Here is a 15171-nt window from a genome sequence, read left to right as displayed (position 1 = left end):
ATGGAGGAAATCACCCTCTCTCTCATCGACCGGAAAAACGTCATCGCCCCCGGCGAGCTGGAAGCCCGCATGAACCGGGCGGCCCCGCTGCTGGCAGAGGCCGTGGCCGGAGAGGCCCAGTATCAGCCGTTCTTGGGCTGGCACTCCGTGGACGAATCCGCCGGGCCGGAGCGGGTCCGCTGGCTCCAGCAGCAGGCTGACCGGGTCCGGGCCGACGGCGACGCCCTGGTGGTCATCGGCATTGGCGGCTCCAACCAGTCCTCCCGGGCCGCCATCAAGGCGCTGCGGCCCAAGGACGGCCCGGCCATTCTCTGGGCAGGCAACACCATCTCCGCCTGTGAAATGGCCCGGACCCTGGAGGAGCTGGACGGCTATCAATCCATCTACATCGACTGCATTGCCAAAAACTTTGAGACGCTGGAGCCGGGCATCACGTTCCGGATGCTGCGCCAGTATCTGGAGAAGCGTTACGGCCCCGAGGATGCCGCCCGGCGGATTTTCGCCGCCGGTACGCCCGGTTCCAGCCTGGAACAGCTGTGCATCGATTACGGCTACACCTTCCTGGAGTTCCCGGAGCGGGTGGGTGGCCGGTTCTCCGTCGTCAGCGACGTGGGCCTGTTTCCCATGGCCGTGGCCGGTATCGACATCATGGCCATCACCGACGGTATGCGCCATATGCGCGACCGCCTCTTTTCGGAACCGGCCCAGAGCAATCTGGCCCTGCGCTACGCCTGTATTCGCAAACTGATGCTGGAGCGTGGCTACAGCCTGGAAATGCTGTCCTTCTTTGAACCCCGCCTGGATTACTTCGCCAAATGGTGGGTCCAGACCTTTGCCGAAAGCGAGGGCAAGAATAATACGGCCCTCTATCCAGTGGTGGCCTCCAACTCCGAGGACCTGCACGCCACGGGCCAGTTTGTCCAGCAGGGAAGTCCCATCCTGTTTGAAACCTTCCTGCAAGTGCGTCAGCGGGACGCTTCTGTGATCTTCCCCCACGACGACAAGAAGGATTACTTCGACTATCTGGAGGGCAAGGACTTCTGGGATATCAACGACATTGCCCGGAAGGCCACTATGGAGGCCCACAGCGAGCGGGGCATTCCGTGCCTCAATTTCTCGATCCCTGCCATCGACGCCCACACATTGGGCCAGCTCTATTACTTCTTCCTCTTTGCCTGCTATCTCTCCTGCAAGCTGCTGGGCGTCAATCCCTTTGACCAGCCCGGCGTGGAGAACTACAAGGGCTATATGTTCAAGAATCTGGGAAAACCGGAGGGTATGCAATGAAACATCTGTTTTTAAATCTCAAGCGATTCGACATTCCTGTGGAACTGGGCGGCGTCAACCGTCTGGCCGCTCCGGCGGAGTGGGGAAAGGTTATCGTGGAACAGACCCAGGCGGGGCTTGGGGACTACAATGCCGATGAGGCGGAGTTTGTGGACTTTTTTCCCGAGGCCCATCTGATCCCCGCCGCTGCTGCCCGCACGGAGGACAGCCCCGTGCAGATCGGCTGCCAGGGCGTTTACCGGGACGATACGGCTGTGGGCGGCAATTTCGGCGCCTTTACCACCAACCGTCCCGCCCATGCCGCCGCCGCCCTGGGCTGCGGCTGGACGTTGATCGGCCATTGTGAGGAGCGCAATGACAAGGCCGGTATCCTGGCCGAGGCCGGTGTGGTGGACCCTGCCGCCGTCAACCGGCTGCTGAACCGGGAAATTCTGGCAGCCCAGGCCGCCGGACTGCGGGTGCTCTACTGCATCGGCGAAAAGAGCGAGGAGCAGGAGCAATGGCAGCAGGTCCTGGGCCAGCAGCTGGAAGTGGGCCTGCAGGGGGCCGATTTGAGCCGGGTGGTTATCGCCTATGAGCCCATCTGGTCCATCGGACCCGGCAAGACCCCAGCCGACAAGCCCTACATTGAAAAAATTGCCCGCTTCGTCAAGGAGCGCACCGGCGGCCTGGACGTGGTCTACGGCGGCGGCTTGAAATCCGACAACGCCGCCATGCTGGCTTCGATTGATGACATTGACGGCGGCCTTATCGCATTGACCCGCTTTTCCGGGGAAATCGGCTTTTATCCGCAGGAATATCTGGAGATCATCCGGCTCTATCTGGGCCACTGATATGGGAGGAATGACAAATGAAACTGGAGTTTGAATACGGTCAGGGCTTTATGAGCGCCGAGCTGCCGGACAACACCGATGTGTTTATTCCCGGCGTCACCGTACCCGATCCCCCCTGCATCGAGCAGACCTGGGAGGCCCTGTACGAAGCCACCCTGCACTCCATCCGCAATCCCATCGGCATGGAACCCTTGAAGGACCTGGCCGCCCCCGGCAAGACCGTGGTCATCGTCATCCCCGACATCGTCAAGGGCGGCAATCAGGCCACCTCCCACCGGAAGGTGGCCATCCGGGCCTGCCTGGATGAGCTGTACAGCGCCGGTGTGCGTCAGCAGGATGTGCTGCTGCTGTTCTCCAACGGCCTCCATCCCCGGGCCACCGTGGCGGAAATGCGCACCATCCTGGGTCCCGAGCTGTTCAACGAGTTCTATCCCACAGGGCAGATCACCAGCCACGACAGCGAGGACTATGACCATCTGGTGGATTTGGGCTATACGGCCCAGGGCGACCACGTCATCATGAACAAGTACGTCTATGACGCCGATATTGCCGTTCTCATCGGCCACACCCAGGGCAATCCCTACGGCGGTTACTCCGGCGGCTACAAGCACTGTGCCACCGGCATCAGCCACTGGCGGTCCATCGCCGCCCACCATGTGCCCCAGGTCATGCACCGGCAGGACTTCGTACCCGTGTCCACCTCCAGCGAAATGCGCCACAAGTTCGACCAGCAGGGTATGCACATGGAAGAGAAAATGGGCAAGAAGTTCTTCTGCTGTGATGCCGTGCTGGATACCAGGTCCCGTCAGATCGAGATCAACTCCGGCTGGGCCAAGGAGATGCAGCCCATCTCCTGGAAAACCGCCGATAAGCGCACCTATGTCCACTGGGCCGAGAAGAAGTACGATGTGGTGGTGTTCGGTATGCCCACCAATTTCCACTACGGCAACGGCATGGGCACCAATCCCATTCAGATGATGCAGGCCCTTTCGGCCCAGGTCATCCGCCACAAGCGCATCCTCTCCGACCGGTGCGTGTTCATTGTTTCCAGCATTTGCGACGGCTACTTCCACGACGAGCGCTGGCCCTACCTGCGGGAGCTGTATGAGATGTTCCAGCATGACTATATGAACATTCTGCCGGATATGAACCGCTACGGCGAGTATTTCGGCACCAACGCCGAGTACATCCGCAAGTACCGCTTTACCAACGCTTTCCACCCCTTCCACGGCTTCAGTATGATGAGCTGCGGCCATCTGGCCGAGGAGCACACCAGCGCCATTTATATCGTCGGCGCACGGGAACCGGGCATTGCCCGTGGTATGGGTCTCAAGACCCGCGCCACCTTTGAGGAGGCCTTGGAGGATGCCAAGAAGAAGTTTGTGGGCCCCAACCCCAACATTCTGGCCCTGCCCCAGACCTTCACCACGGCGGCGGTCCACCTGTGCATGAAGGACCCCAGCCAGAACAGCCACAGCCGCGACGGCGCAACGGGCCATCCCTGCTGCGGATAAGCTCCACGGATAAAAATAAAATGACGAACTCCGCTGCGAGTTCGTCATTTTATCGTTTCGGCCAGCACCCAGAACAGGGCTGCAAATTCCGCCGGAGTGGCGTCTTCGGTAACCAGAAAGTCCACGGTGTCCGACTGGCGGGTAATCCGGCCTACGGGTGTCGTCTCCCGCAGAATGGCCGTCTGCCCGGTTTCAGCCGCCGTCAGCGTCAGGGCGGCGTTGCCCCAGTGCAGGGAGAGGGTGGCATATCCATCTTGCTGCGCAGTCCCGCAGTCGCCTGCCGCGCCAAGAATGAAAAAGCAGTCCGGAACAGGCGTTGTTATGGTCAGCAGCACCCGCTCCATGGGGTCGGTCACCAGCACCGCAGCGCCCTTCCGGCGGATATAGGCTGCCGGAAGGGACTGGGCGTTGGAGAGCCGGTGAAGTTTGTTGCCCCGCTGCACGGTCCAATGCTTCATGGGTTTGTCGTTACCGTACCAGGCCCACCAACAGATTGCCCACGCCACAGAGCACCATCACCAGAATGGGATTCCATTTGAGCTTTCTGAGGGCGAAAAACGCCGCGACAAACAGAACAACGCCCACCCAGTTGACAACCTCCAATGCCATAGCCTGACCGCCGAATACGACCTGTAGCAGGATGGACAGACCGGCGGATGCAATCAGGGCCACCACAGCCGGCCGCAGGCTGGCCAGGATGCTTTGCAGCAGGGACAGGGAGTTGTAGCGATAGTAGATGAACGCCAGCAGAGAAACAATAAACAGCGAGGGGAGAATACAGCCGAAGGTGGCGATGAGCGCGCCGGGCAGTCCCGCAATGCGGATGCCCACAAAGGTGGCGGAGTTGACGGCAATGGGGCCGGGCGTCATTTCCGCAATGGTGATCAGATCGGTGAATTCGCTCATGGTCAGCCAGGCGTGGTGCTGCACCACCTGGGCCTGAATCAGGGGCATGGCCGCGTAACCGCCGCCGATGGAGAACAGACCGATCTGAATAAAGCTCCAAAACAGTTGCAGATAGATCATTGGCGTTCCTCTTTTCTCTTGCGGTCATACATGGCAAGGAGGATGCCGATGGCTGCCGCGCCCAGAATGATGTAGATGACGTTGACGCCATAGACAAAGGTGGCGATGAAGGCTGCCGCCATGATGGCCAGATGGATGATGGACTTGGTTTTCACCACATTGGCGCCCAGTCCTACCACCACATCGAGGATGACGGCCGCGACACCGGCCTGCATACCCTTCAGGACCATGGCCACATAGGTGTTGGCGGCAAAGGCGGCGTAGAAGAAAGAAATCACCGACAGGATGACCATGGGGGGAATGATGGTGGCAAGAACCGCCACGGCCATACCGGGGAAACCGGCAACGCGCCAGCCTACCAGAATGGCCGCGTTGACCGCAATGGCGCCGGGAGAGGACTGGGCCAACGCCGTCAGATCCAACATCTCGGTTTCATCGATCCAATGCAGTTCATCCACGAACTTTTTCTTCATAAACGTGATAATGACAAAACCGCCGCCAAAGGTAAAGGTGCTGATATACAGCATGGTAAAGAACAGTTTGCGCAACGCGCCTTTTTGTTTTGTTGATTCTGGCACTGCCTCATCGCTCCTTTCATTGCACTTATTATACGGCTTCCCAATTATTTCGTAAAATGCTATTATTTTATATAGTTCATAGCGATATTGGTATGATAAAAATGGGGATGGAACCATGACATTACGCCATATGCAGATATTCCAAGCGGTCTATCAAAAAAAGAGCATCACCCGGGCCGCCGAGGCGCTGTGTATGACACAGCCGGCGGTTACCCGGGCCATTCGGGAGCTGGAGACGTATTACGGTGTACGGCTCTTTGACCGCATCAACCGCAGACTCTATGTGACAGAGGCCGGAACACGTCTCTATACCTACAGCCTGCACATTCTCGATTCCTTTGACCAGTTGGAAAAGAATCTGCGGAACTGGGAGGAACTGGGGACTCTGCGCATCGGTACGACCCTCACCATCGGCAATGTGCTGCTGCCCCAGGTGCTGTGCCGGTTCCGCCGGCAGCACCGCCAGCTGCAGGTCCGGACCACGGTTGCCACCGGGCAGACGCTGCAAACGGCATTGGTTGACAATCAGCTGGATTTTGCCGTGGTGGAAGGGACGATTTATCACGAAGACCTGCTCTCCCGCCGAATCGCAGATGATCGTTTGGTGATGATTCTGCCGCCGGACGACGGCCGGGCATCGTGTTCCGGGCTGTGTCTGGGGGACTTCCGGCACGACGCGTTCATTCTGCGCAATCCCGGCAGCATGAGCCGGTCCTTTGTGGACCACATTTTCGCAATGCATGGGATTGCGCTGGACCCTATTATGGAGAGTGTCAGCACACAAGCCATCCTGCAAGCAGTCCACGCGGGTCTGGGAATTTCGATTTTGCCCCGGCAGTTGGTGCAGCAGGCCATTGACAGCGGTATGGTGACGACTGTGGTACTGGCGGACGAGTCCTTCGTGCGGGAAAACCATATCGTATGGCATCGGCAGAAGTTTTTGACACCGTCAGCACTGGAGTTGATGGACTGCTTTGAGACATGCTCACAGATGATGCTCAATCCAGAGGAAGCGCGGTAATTACTCATTAGCGGCCGGGTCGAACATCGACCCGGCCGCCGGCAGTTATGTAAATATTCCGTCAGTGAGCATGCTTGGATGCTGTATGCAGCGCCATGGATTGTGTCGCAGATCAGCCGGTTCTTTTGGCGACGATCAAGGGACAGACCGCGCTTGCGGTCAGATTGCGGGAGCGGGGAACGTTAATCAATCCCCACCCGGATACCGCCTGAACGCTCAGATGGCTGTAGAATGACAGTGACAGGCTGGCCTGGGGACCATTCAAAAGCATAGGATTCGCCGGAGGTCTGGCCGATGAAGGTTTTCCAATTCACGTCCACCTTTACCTGTGGATCACAGGCTCCATTTCCAATCCAGCAGATGACTGCGTCAGGATCTACAGAGATGGCGTTCTGTGTTCCGACATTACTGATGACAATGGGATTGCCGTCGGACAAAACTGCGACGTATGCATCTCGGCCTCGACCGGTTATAAAAGTGGTAGCCAAGCCTTTTTGCGATAAGATGCCGACACCGATAAAGCGGACCGTATAATCACAGTCCTGTGTGAAAGCCAAGAGATTTTCTGATTCCACGGAAATGGATTCCCCAGGTTCCAGGTGGTAAATGACCACATGACGGCCGTAACTGGCATAATAGGTGACAGAGTCGCCGCTGAACATCACTTTCATCAGCGGGATATTTTCTCCGGTGGCACGACGGATCAATGATCCGAGGGCTGCCTGCGCAAAACCGGTCTGAGGACCCAGCAGAAGCTTTTCAAAGCGATAATTTTTCCCGTGTTGGCTTTCTCCGGCGATAAACGCGCCGGCTTTGGCAATCAAAGTATCGCTCCCGCGGCAGGTAACTTTTAATGTTAATTCGTTAATGGTTTCAAATGTCAGCAAGGTCTGTCCCTCCTCAACTAATTTCTACGCCATAGATGGCGCATTGACCGGCTAAATCCTGGCTTACGCCGTTGCCGACGGGATTGAATTTCCATTGCTGATTATGCAGATAGAGTTCACCAATGGTCATGGAAGTCACATTGCTGTAATAGTCGGCCATTTGATAACTTAAAAGCTCTTTGTGGTCGTCGGAGGATAAAATCCGGATATACGCATCCCGTATCATGCTGAAATTCAGCTTCTGCTCCAGTGCCTCATGTATGGTCAACACCAGGGCGATTTTACAGATGCGGGTATCCAGACGGGACAAATCCACATCGATGTGCTGACGGTCGCCCCCTGCGGGTTCGCTATGGAACAAAACGCTGCGGTCGGGGCTTTGGTTCTGACCGTAAAAAACAAACCAGTCATCACCGGGAACGCGGTTATTGCTGGTCAGTAAAAATGCCGATACATCCACATCACAGCGGGGATTTGTGACGGACCAACCTACGCCAATCGTCAGCCTGGGACGTGCGCCTGAGAGTGCAAGGGCAGTTTTCTGCCCTTTTTGCAGTGGATGCAGCAGGGGAGGCACGGGGAACGGCGCGACAGACTGAGGCGTGGGGACAGGCTGAGGAGCGGGGGCTGGACGTGGAGAAGCGGAAGAAGAACCAAGCGGCTGCGAAGCGCGTCCACGATTCAGACTGGCAACCGTATGTCGGCTCACAGCAGTAGAGGTCGTTTGATTCAAAGAGGGAAGATTACTGCGCGTCCATGGCGTGGAGGTGCGATTGGCGACAGGCATCATAAAAATTCCTCCCGACAGATTGGGCATCCGGGAACGAATACCGTACATTTTAGCAAGAGATGAGAAGCCCGGTTGATGTGGCAAGTTGATGCATTCTGGCAGCATTGGCGCTGCTGCCCATCCGCGTAGTAAAGCACCGACGGAACATACGGCAATGCCGTCAGCCATCACAGTGCTCCCAAGGTGAGATCATTATATAATAAAGCAAAAAAATTGTAAACCATCAATGAACAAACCTGTAGTAAAATCAGAAAACAAGAGGGCTTGCCGTCTGCCGGTGCAGATGACAAGCCCTCTTTTGATAGAGATTTTTCAATATGGGGACGGGGCTTCCTGCTTTGGACGGGACACAGTTTGCCAAAACGGTTTTTCAGCCGCGCAGGGCCGCGTCTACCTACCCTGCGCATTCTGTCGTCCCACCGGGCGCAAAACGGCCGGATTGTGGAATGCTCCGTCACCACCTGGGTCGGCAATCTGACGCAGTTCCATATCAAGGTGGATGTTCCCCATCAGCACATCGAGGGATAGCATTCGACATCTGCCGCACGACGGCGCGCCAAGCTAAAGATCAATGGGGAGTTTGTGCAAGGTCTGGAAGCTGTGCATGGGCGGAACCATCAACGGAGATCATAGGGAATCCAACACATAACCGGAAGATTTTGCAAATTGCTGGACAGGCGGCGGAATCTGCGGTATGATAATTCCATTCTGTCCAATGCTGCGAGCGGCCCGGCAGCCGCGTGGAATCGTATCCCAGCCGATGCGCTCATGGGAAGCATTCCGCCGCAGCAAGGTGCAAAAGAGAATGGAGGAGTTTTTTTATGATCAAAGTACCCAAATATGCCATTCCAGCCATCCTGATCGCCTTTGTGGTGTCTGCGGCTGTGCTTCTGCTCAGTACAACCCTGTACCGGCAGTATACGAACCGGGTTACTTACCCGGCCTACATGGAAAGTCTGCAACTGGAGCCGGGAGACGTCGGCGCTGAACCTACCGCCGATACGCCCTTGGCATCCTCCATTGCTGATTTTGAAACCATGGACACGTTCTACACCATCGGCCGCCTGCGCGATACGCCCTATGTCATCGACGGCAAAAACTATTATGAACTGGAGCTGGAAAACGAGGAGAGTGTTCTGGTCCGCGTGGACTGGGACTCCACGGAACTTCTGGAATCCCCCATGCGGCGGATGCCGGTGGGCCGGTGGGTCCCGCTGACGGAGGAGCAAATAGCCCAGGTGGATTGCCCCTATCTGGATGTGGAAGACCACTATGTGGATATGAAGGGCGATTTTGACAAGGTGATGACGGAAGGCGAATACTTTGTCTCTCGTCCTCTGTATGGCTATTTTGAGAAAGGAACCGTTATCCTAATGCTGGTGCTGTACATTGTGCTGTGCATTGTATTCCGCAAGCGGAGCATTGAAAAACAGCGCAGAAACGCCCAGCGCTGACGGTGCAAAGTCCATCTGATAAATGTTTCGGGGGTGCTGCCCAGTGCAGCACCCCCGTTCTTTCAGGTTGGGACTGTATGTAGCTTATTTCAGCTTCCCGTAGTACATATCGCTGAAAATGCCGTCCTGTTCGATCAATTCCCCATAGGTACCGCTCTGGACAATGCGGCCGCCGTCCATGACGATAATGCGGTTGGCGTTTTTCAGCGTGGTGAGCCGGTGGGCGATGGAGAGCACCGTCATACCGGTCTCCTTCATCAGCTGTTCGATGGCGCTTTGAATCAGCCGTTCCGAGGTGTTGTCCAGCGCCGAGGTGGCTTCATCCAGAATCAGAATTTCCGGCTTCCGCAAAAAGATTCTCGCAATGGCAATGCGCTGTTTTTGTCCGCCGGACAGATTGGCGCCGCCTTCGGCCAAAACCGTATGGAGAGTGTCCGGGAGGCTGTCCACAAACTCCCGGAGACAGGCTTGTTCAATGGCCGCGTGGACTTCCTGTTCCGTGGGCTGCCGCTCCAACCCATAGCAGACGTTTTCATAGATGGTCCCGGCGATGAGAAAGGGATTCTGCGGTACCAGGGCGATGGTATCCGCCAGTTCTTTTCTGGAAAATTGCCGCAGATCCCGGCCACCAATCCGAATGGTTCCGGTGTAGTTTTCCAATTTGCAGATGGCTTTGATCAGGGAGGACTTGCCACAGCCGCTGGGACCGGCAATGCCCAGAAACATACCGTGGGGGATGGACAGGTCCAAATCGTGGAGAATCACTTTGTCCGGATGGTAGGCAAAGCACAGCCGTCGTAATTCGATGGCGGTTTCCGGCGGTGTCGCCGGGGCAGACTGGGCCGCTTCCACGGGCAGGAAGGAAAAATCACAGGGAATCTCCGCCAAACGGAAATAGTCCTCGGCCAGTACCATGCTCTCCGACAGTTCATCGAGAATGCGGTGCAGTTCCTCCAGGGGCTTGAGCAGCTGATTGAAGCAGAGATAGGAGGTCAGAACGGCGCCGGTACTGATAACGTTTTGCGTGGCCAGATAGGCCGAAACGCCGATCATCAGTACGGTAAATACCGCTTCGTTGAGAAATTTAAGACAGTCGTATTTGGCCATCTGAACGTGGTGCCGCATTTCCTTGGCCCGCAAAAACTCCGATTTCCGGTCAAACCGCGCCTGTTCCAACGACACACTGTCAATGATGCGGATGACCTCAATCCCGTTTAGCAGCTCCACGATGGAGCCGTCCATGGCCGCCTTGGTTTCCAGCAGCTCCACCCGGATGCCCCGCTGGGTGCTGATTTGGCGGAATACAATGGCGATACCAATGGGGACCACCAGCAGCATGGGCAGGGCCAGCACCGGCGGCAGGGTGGTGACGATCACCACTACGGCGGCCACACTGTTAAATATGACCGGGGCCAGGTCCATAAACAGGAGCTTTTCCAGCTTTACTGTGCCATCCAGACAGCGGTTCAATCGTCCATGGATGTTTCCCGTCATGGTCTCCTTGAAAAAGGCCAGAGGTGCCCGCAGCAGCGAGACAATGACCAGCCCACGGGCTTTCTTTTCCAGTTTGGTGGCTGTGTCCTCCACCAGCAGTCTCCGGCCGATCTTCAAAAGTTCATTGACCACGGTGACCACAAGAATGGCGCACAAAGTTGGGACAATCTTCAAAAAATCCAGGGAATTTTGTTGGAGAATGTCATCGGTCAGCCAACCGATGGCCTTGGGCGTAAACTGGGTCAGGGCCGCCGATACGGCCATCACCAGCAGAATCAGGGCAAAGGCCTGTTTCTGTCTCCGCTCCAACAGCCCGTAGATCTTTTTGAAAATGGCGAAAACTTGTTGATTCTTTTTCATGGCGACCGCCTCCGGAACCTTCTGTTCTGCCATTTACTGTAACAGATATTTTGCTGTTTCACAAGCCTGCATCCACCGGTGAAGAGAAAACATACTGGCGATTTGGAATGGTACGGCGGTACAGTGCCGCATAAAATACAGTAAACGGGAATTCCGGCAGGTTGAACAAATAAAAGTGTCAATCATTATGCAAAGAGCCAAAAGGATGCAATTATAAAAGAAATTTAAAAATCTGTTTGTGTTTTTCATAAAAAGGTGATATCTTAGGGGAGGAATAAAAATATATTGGGGATGCACAACGGATTTATTAAAACGAATTTAAGAAATACCGGGGGATTCCCCAAAGTACATAAGGAGTTGTGACGTTATGAAGCGTTCCGAGATCAACAAGGCGCTGAAAGAGCTGGAAGCCATGTGCGAAACGTACCACTGCTATCTGCCGCCGTTCTGCCATTTTACCCCGGAGGAGTGGGAGAACAAGGGCCACGAGTATGACGAGGTCCGCGACTGTATGCTGGGCTGGGATATTACCGATTACGGCCAGGGGGATTTCGACAAGGTGGGCTTTTCCCTCATCACCATCCGCAACGGCAACCGGCAGATGGCCGACCGGTATCCCAAGGTCTACGCCGAGAAGCTGCTGTACCTCAAGGAGGGCCAGTACGCCCTGAACCACTTCCACTGGTACAAGACCGAGGATATCATCAACCGCGGCGGCGGCAACGTGCTCATCCGCGTCTACAACTCCCTGCCCAATGAGGAAATCGACTACGAAAGCGACGTGCTGGTGCAGACCGACGGCTATGCCCGCTATGTACCTGCCGGTACCCAAATCCGCCTCAAGCCCGGCGAGAGTATCTACGTCCGGCAGCGGATGTACCACGACTTCTCCGTGGAGCCCGGCACCGGCCCCGTGCTGCTGGGCGAGGTGAGCCAGTGCAACGACGATAACACCGATAACCGGTTCAATCCCCCTGCAGGCCGTTTCCCGGCCATCGAGGAGGACGAGAAGCCTTACCGCCTGCTGTGCAACGAGTATCCCGCAGCCAAATAATCGAACGCGATCCCCTGTCCACCAGTTGGCGGACAGGGGATTATTGATTGTAAATATGACTAAAAACAGAAAAGCGTTTTTGTATACATTACACGATATGCACAAAAAATGACAAATGTCATGTGAGGTTTATTACAAAATACAGGTGCGCAACGGCCCGGGGTTGGATATAATGCGGGTGCAATTCAAAATTGCAGGAACGGCCCGACCGCCGTTTCAAACTACTGTCAGGAGGAATAAAAATGAAAAAGATCATCAGCATCGTTTCTGCCGCCGCACTGATCGCCACCATGGCTGCCGGCTGCAGCACCGAGAAGGCCCCCGCCGACACCGCGACGGAGGATACCGCCAACACCGAAAACACTGCCAACACCGACGCCAGCACCGAGGGCGGCGACACCAGCTCCGAGGGCGGCCGCATCTTTGGCTACACCTGCATGGACGGCACTAACCCCTTCTTTGTGGCTCTGGAGAACTCCATCCGTGAGGTTGTGGAGGCCAACGGCGACACCCTGATCTCCATGGACCCTGCCAACGACTCCAACACCCAGATCGACCAGATCGAGGATATGATCTCCCGTGGTGTGGAAGTTATGTTCGTCAACCCCGTTGACGCCGACGGCATCATTCCCGCGCTGGATATGCTGAAAGATGCCGATATCCCCATGTTCGGTTTTGACACCCAGGTGGGCGACATGAGCTATCTGGTGTCCTACGCCGGTTCCGATAACTACAACGCCGGTTACGTCTGCGGCGTGGACCTGGCTGAGAAGGTTCCCGAGGGCGGCGACATCCTGGTTCTGGACAGCCCCACCATGCAGTCCATCACCGACCGTGTCAACGGCTTCCTGGACGCCATTGAGGAGTCCGGCGTGACCTTCAACATCGTTGGCCAGCAGGACGGCCAGGGCAACCAGCAGGTCTCCAACCAGAAGGCCACCGATATGCTGACTGCCAACCCCGACGTCGTCGCCATCTTCGGCGGCAACGATCCCACGGCCCTGGGCGCTTACACCGCTGCCGATGCCGCCGGCCTGAGCCCCATGATCTACGGCGTTGACGGTTCCCCCGACGTGAAGGCTCTGCTGGGCAGCACCATGATGGAGGGCACCGGCGCTCAGTCCCCCATGACCATCGGCAAGACCATTGCTGAGACCGCTTACAGCTGGCTGAATGGCGAGGAAGTGGAGGCGTTCATCCCCATCGAGACCTTCCTCATCACCGCTGACAACGTTGCCGACTACGGCACCGACGGCTGGCAATAATCGACAGCCGCTGTACATCTGACCGTATAGCGTACATAGGCAAGGGCTTTGCCCCAACGACGGGGCAAAGCCCTTTTCCAAAGCGTAGTATTCGACGAAATCCGCGAGAGGTGGTGGCGATTTATGAGTGAGCAGTATTTACTGGAAATGAAAGGGATCAGCAAATCCTTCCCCGGCGTCAAGGCGCTGAAAAACGTGAGCTTGCAGCTGAAAGCCGGAGAAGTCCATGCGCTTCTCGGCGAAAACGGCGCCGGCAAGTCGACGCTGATCAAGGTTCTGGGCGGCATTTACCATGCCGAAGAAGGCGAAATCTACATCGATGGCCAGAAGAAGGACATTGACGGCGTTGTGGCGGCTCGTGCTGCCGGCGTGTCCATCGTCCATCAGGAACTGGTCCTCGTCCCCTATATGACTGTGGCCGAAAATATTTTCCTCGGCCGTGAAATGGGCGGCAAGTTCAACATTGACCGCCGGAAAATGTCCCAGGAGGCACAAAAGCTCCTGGACACCTACGATATGAATATCGATGCCGATATGCTGGTGGAGCATCTGACCATCGCCCAGCAGCAGATGGTGGAGATTGTGAAAGCGATTTCCTTCCAGTCCAAGATTCTGGTGATGGATGAGCCCACCTCGTCCATTTCCGACAAGGAAGTGGGCTTCCTCTTTGAAACCATGCGCACCCTGACGAAAAAGGGAGTCGGCATTATCTATATCTCCCATAAAATGAGCGAGCTGGAGGAGATCTGCGACCGCGTTACGGTGATGCGCGACGGCGAGACCGTGGGCACGAAGGTGGTCAAGGAGAGCACCAAGGACGATCTCATTGCCCTGATGGTGGGCCGCGAGCTGACCAATTACTACACCCGCGACTATCTGGAACCCGGCGAAGTGGTGCTCAAGTGCGACCACATCTCCGACGGCAAGATGTCCAAGGACGCCAGCTTTGAACTGCGCAAGGGCGAGATCATCGGCTTCGCAGGCCTGGTGGGCGCCGGACGCAGCGAGACCATGAAGGCCATCTTCGGCCTGGCTCCCAATATGAGCGGCGATGTTTATGTGGAGGGCAAAAAGGTCCAGATCAAGTCGCCCATCGATGCCATGAAATACGGCATCGCCCTGGTTCCCGAGAGCCGCAAGGAGGAGGGCCTGTACCGGGTCATGAGCGTCCGGTTCAACGCCACCATTGAGGTATTGGGTGAATTTATCCGGCATTTGGGTGTGAATTCCGCAAAAGAGCGGCAGATCACGCAAAAATATATTGATATGATGGCTACCAAGACACCGTCGCAGGAGCAGATCATCGGCAACCTGTCCGGCGGCAACCAGCAGAAGGTTATGATCGGTCGCTGGCTGGCCACCAATCCCAAGATTCTGATTCTGGACGAGCCCACCCGCGGCGTGGACGTGGGCGCCAAGGCGGAAATCTATGCCATTATGAACGAACTGGTGAAGCAGGGCATGTCCATTATCATGATTTCTTCGGAACTGCCCGAGATCATCAATATGAGCGACCGCGTCTATGTCATGTGCGATGGCCAGGTCACCGGCTGCCTGGGCCACGAAGAGGCAACCCAGGAGCGGATTATGCAGCTGGCTGCCAAGTAA

General features: G+C 56.4%; 15 protein-coding genes. 9 read left to right on the top strand and 6 right to left on the bottom strand.

Translation table 11 applies throughout. The features are described from left to right. The 3 genes from ACTQ33_RS02235 to ACTQ33_RS02225 are packed head-to-tail and all read left to right on the top strand — an operon-like array spanning position 1 to position 3634. Entirely contained in the window at positions 1-1287 is a 1287-nt protein-coding gene (locus ACTQ33_RS02235) for a glucose-6-phosphate isomerase (protein WP_441461773.1), read from the top strand. Further along, complete coding sequence (locus tag ACTQ33_RS02230) at positions 1284-2120, top strand: triose-phosphate isomerase family protein (protein ID WP_441461771.1); 837 nt, start codon at positions 1284-1286, stop codon at positions 2118-2120. Before ACTQ33_RS02235 ends, ACTQ33_RS02230 begins: the two co-directional genes overlap by 4 nt. 17 nt (positions 2121-2137) lie before the next feature. Next, entirely contained in the window at positions 2138-3634 is a 1497-nt protein-coding gene (locus ACTQ33_RS02225) for a lactate racemase domain-containing protein (protein WP_441461769.1), read from the top strand. Between the two features lie 44 nt (positions 3635-3678). Here the strand turns inward: ACTQ33_RS02225 and ACTQ33_RS02220 are convergent, their stop codons facing one another. From ACTQ33_RS02220 to ACTQ33_RS02210, 3 genes are read right to left on the bottom strand one after another with little or no spacing between them, the layout of a single operon-like run. Then, positions 3679-4092: a hypothetical protein gene (locus tag ACTQ33_RS02220; protein WP_441461767.1), complete on the bottom strand. Its 414-nt coding sequence runs from the start codon at positions 4090-4092 to the stop codon at positions 3679-3681. A 10-nt stretch (positions 4093-4102) separates the two neighbouring features. Next, a complete protein-coding gene (locus ACTQ33_RS02215; RefSeq protein WP_441461765.1) occupies positions 4103-4660 on the bottom strand; it encodes a chromate transporter in 558 nt (185 codons plus the stop codon). Next, on the bottom strand, positions 4657-5187 hold the full coding sequence (locus ACTQ33_RS02210; RefSeq protein WP_441462034.1) for a chromate transporter: 531 nt from the start codon (positions 5185-5187) through the stop codon (positions 4657-4659). Before ACTQ33_RS02210 ends, ACTQ33_RS02215 begins: the two co-directional genes overlap by 4 nt. Before the next feature lie 166 nt (positions 5188-5353). Here ACTQ33_RS02210 and ACTQ33_RS02205 point away from each other — a divergent pair, with 166 nt between their 5' ends. After that, positions 5354-6259, top strand: a complete 906-nt coding sequence (locus tag ACTQ33_RS02205; protein WP_441461763.1) for a LysR family transcriptional regulator — start codon at positions 5354-5356, stop codon at positions 6257-6259. Positions 6260-6441: 182 nt separating this feature from the next. Here the strand turns inward: ACTQ33_RS02205 and ACTQ33_RS02200 are convergent, their stop codons facing one another. Together ACTQ33_RS02200 and ACTQ33_RS02195 are read right to left on the bottom strand one after the other, a co-directional pair. After that, on the bottom strand, positions 6442-7146 hold the full coding sequence (locus tag ACTQ33_RS02200) for an AIM24 family protein (RefSeq protein WP_441461761.1): 705 nt from the start codon (positions 7144-7146) through the stop codon (positions 6442-6444). A 13-nt stretch (positions 7147-7159) separates the two neighbouring features. Further along, a complete protein-coding gene (locus ACTQ33_RS02195) occupies positions 7160-8104 on the bottom strand; it encodes a TerD family protein (RefSeq protein WP_441461759.1) in 945 nt (314 codons plus the stop codon). 186 nt (positions 8105-8290) lie between these two features. Here ACTQ33_RS02195 and ACTQ33_RS02190 point away from each other — a divergent pair, with 186 nt between their 5' ends. Continuing rightward, positions 8291-8464, top strand: coding sequence for a hypothetical protein (locus tag ACTQ33_RS02190; protein WP_441461757.1), 174 nt, complete (start codon positions 8291-8293; stop codon positions 8462-8464). 293 nt (positions 8465-8757) lie between these two features. Next, a complete protein-coding gene (locus tag ACTQ33_RS02185; protein WP_441461755.1) occupies positions 8758-9390 on the top strand; it encodes a hypothetical protein in 633 nt (210 codons plus the stop codon). Between the two features lie 84 nt (positions 9391-9474). On the opposite strand, the gene ACTQ33_RS02180 is transcribed toward ACTQ33_RS02185, so the two are convergent. After that, positions 9475-11244, bottom strand: coding sequence for an ABC transporter ATP-binding protein (locus tag ACTQ33_RS02180; protein WP_441461753.1), 1770 nt, complete (start codon positions 11242-11244; stop codon positions 9475-9477). Positions 11245-11611: 367 nt separating this feature from the next. Between ACTQ33_RS02180 and ACTQ33_RS02175 the strand changes: the two genes are divergently transcribed. The 3 genes from ACTQ33_RS02175 (at position 11612) to ACTQ33_RS02165 (ending at position 15171) form a co-directional block, all read left to right on the top strand. After that, a complete protein-coding gene (locus tag ACTQ33_RS02175) occupies positions 11612-12298 on the top strand; it encodes a D-lyxose/D-mannose family sugar isomerase (protein WP_441461751.1) in 687 nt (228 codons plus the stop codon). Positions 12299-12540: 242 nt separating this feature from the next. Continuing rightward, complete coding sequence (locus ACTQ33_RS02170; RefSeq protein WP_441461749.1) at positions 12541-13563, top strand: sugar ABC transporter substrate-binding protein; 1023 nt, start codon at positions 12541-12543, stop codon at positions 13561-13563. A 123-nt stretch (positions 13564-13686) separates the two neighbouring features. Next, positions 13687-15171, top strand: a complete 1485-nt coding sequence (locus ACTQ33_RS02165) for a sugar ABC transporter ATP-binding protein (RefSeq protein WP_441461747.1) — start codon at positions 13687-13689, stop codon at positions 15169-15171.

The organism is Candidatus Avoscillospira sp. LCP25S3_F1 (assembly GCF_052117125.1).
Lineage (GTDB): Bacteria > Bacillota > Clostridia > Oscillospirales > Oscillospiraceae > Avoscillospira_A.
The sequence above is the reverse complement of the archived record's forward strand: the minus strand, read 5'-3'. Positions and strand labels throughout refer to the sequence as shown.

Excerpts from the sequence above, each read along its gene's own strand:
- ACTQ33_RS02205 (WP_441461763.1), top strand. The coding sequence starts at position 5,354 with ATGACATTACGCCATATGCAGATATTCCAAGCGGTCTATCAAAAAAAG.
- ACTQ33_RS02210 (WP_441462034.1), bottom strand. The coding sequence starts at position 5,187 with ATGCTGTATATCAGCACCTTTACCTTTGGCGGCGGTTTTGTCATTATC.
- ACTQ33_RS02170 (WP_441461749.1), top strand. The coding sequence starts at position 12,541 with ATGAAAAAGATCATCAGCATCGTTTCTGCCGCCGCACTGATCGCCACC.
- ACTQ33_RS02215 (WP_441461765.1), bottom strand. The coding sequence starts at position 4,660 with ATGATCTATCTGCAACTGTTTTGGAGCTTTATTCAGATCGGTCTGTTC.
- ACTQ33_RS02230 (WP_441461771.1), top strand. The coding sequence starts at position 1,284 with ATGAAACATCTGTTTTTAAATCTCAAGCGATTCGACATTCCTGTGGAA.
- ACTQ33_RS02220 (WP_441461767.1), bottom strand. The coding sequence starts at position 4,092 with ATGAAGCATTGGACCGTGCAGCGGGGCAACAAACTTCACCGGCTCTCC.
- ACTQ33_RS02225 (WP_441461769.1), top strand. The coding sequence starts at position 2,138 with ATGAAACTGGAGTTTGAATACGGTCAGGGCTTTATGAGCGCCGAGCTG.
- ACTQ33_RS02235 (WP_441461773.1), top strand. The coding sequence starts at position 1 with ATGGAGGAAATCACCCTCTCTCTCATCGACCGGAAAAACGTCATCGCC.
- ACTQ33_RS02195 (WP_441461759.1), bottom strand. The coding sequence starts at position 8,104 with ATGGCTGACGGCATTGCCGTATGTTCCGTCGGTGCTTTACTACGCGGA.
- ACTQ33_RS02180 (WP_441461753.1), bottom strand. The coding sequence starts at position 11,244 with ATGAAAAAGAATCAACAAGTTTTCGCCATTTTCAAAAAGATCTACGGG.
- ACTQ33_RS02185 (WP_441461755.1), top strand. The coding sequence starts at position 8,758 with ATGATCAAAGTACCCAAATATGCCATTCCAGCCATCCTGATCGCCTTT.
- ACTQ33_RS02175 (WP_441461751.1), top strand. The coding sequence starts at position 11,612 with ATGAAGCGTTCCGAGATCAACAAGGCGCTGAAAGAGCTGGAAGCCATG.
- ACTQ33_RS02165 (WP_441461747.1), top strand. The coding sequence starts at position 13,687 with ATGAGTGAGCAGTATTTACTGGAAATGAAAGGGATCAGCAAATCCTTC.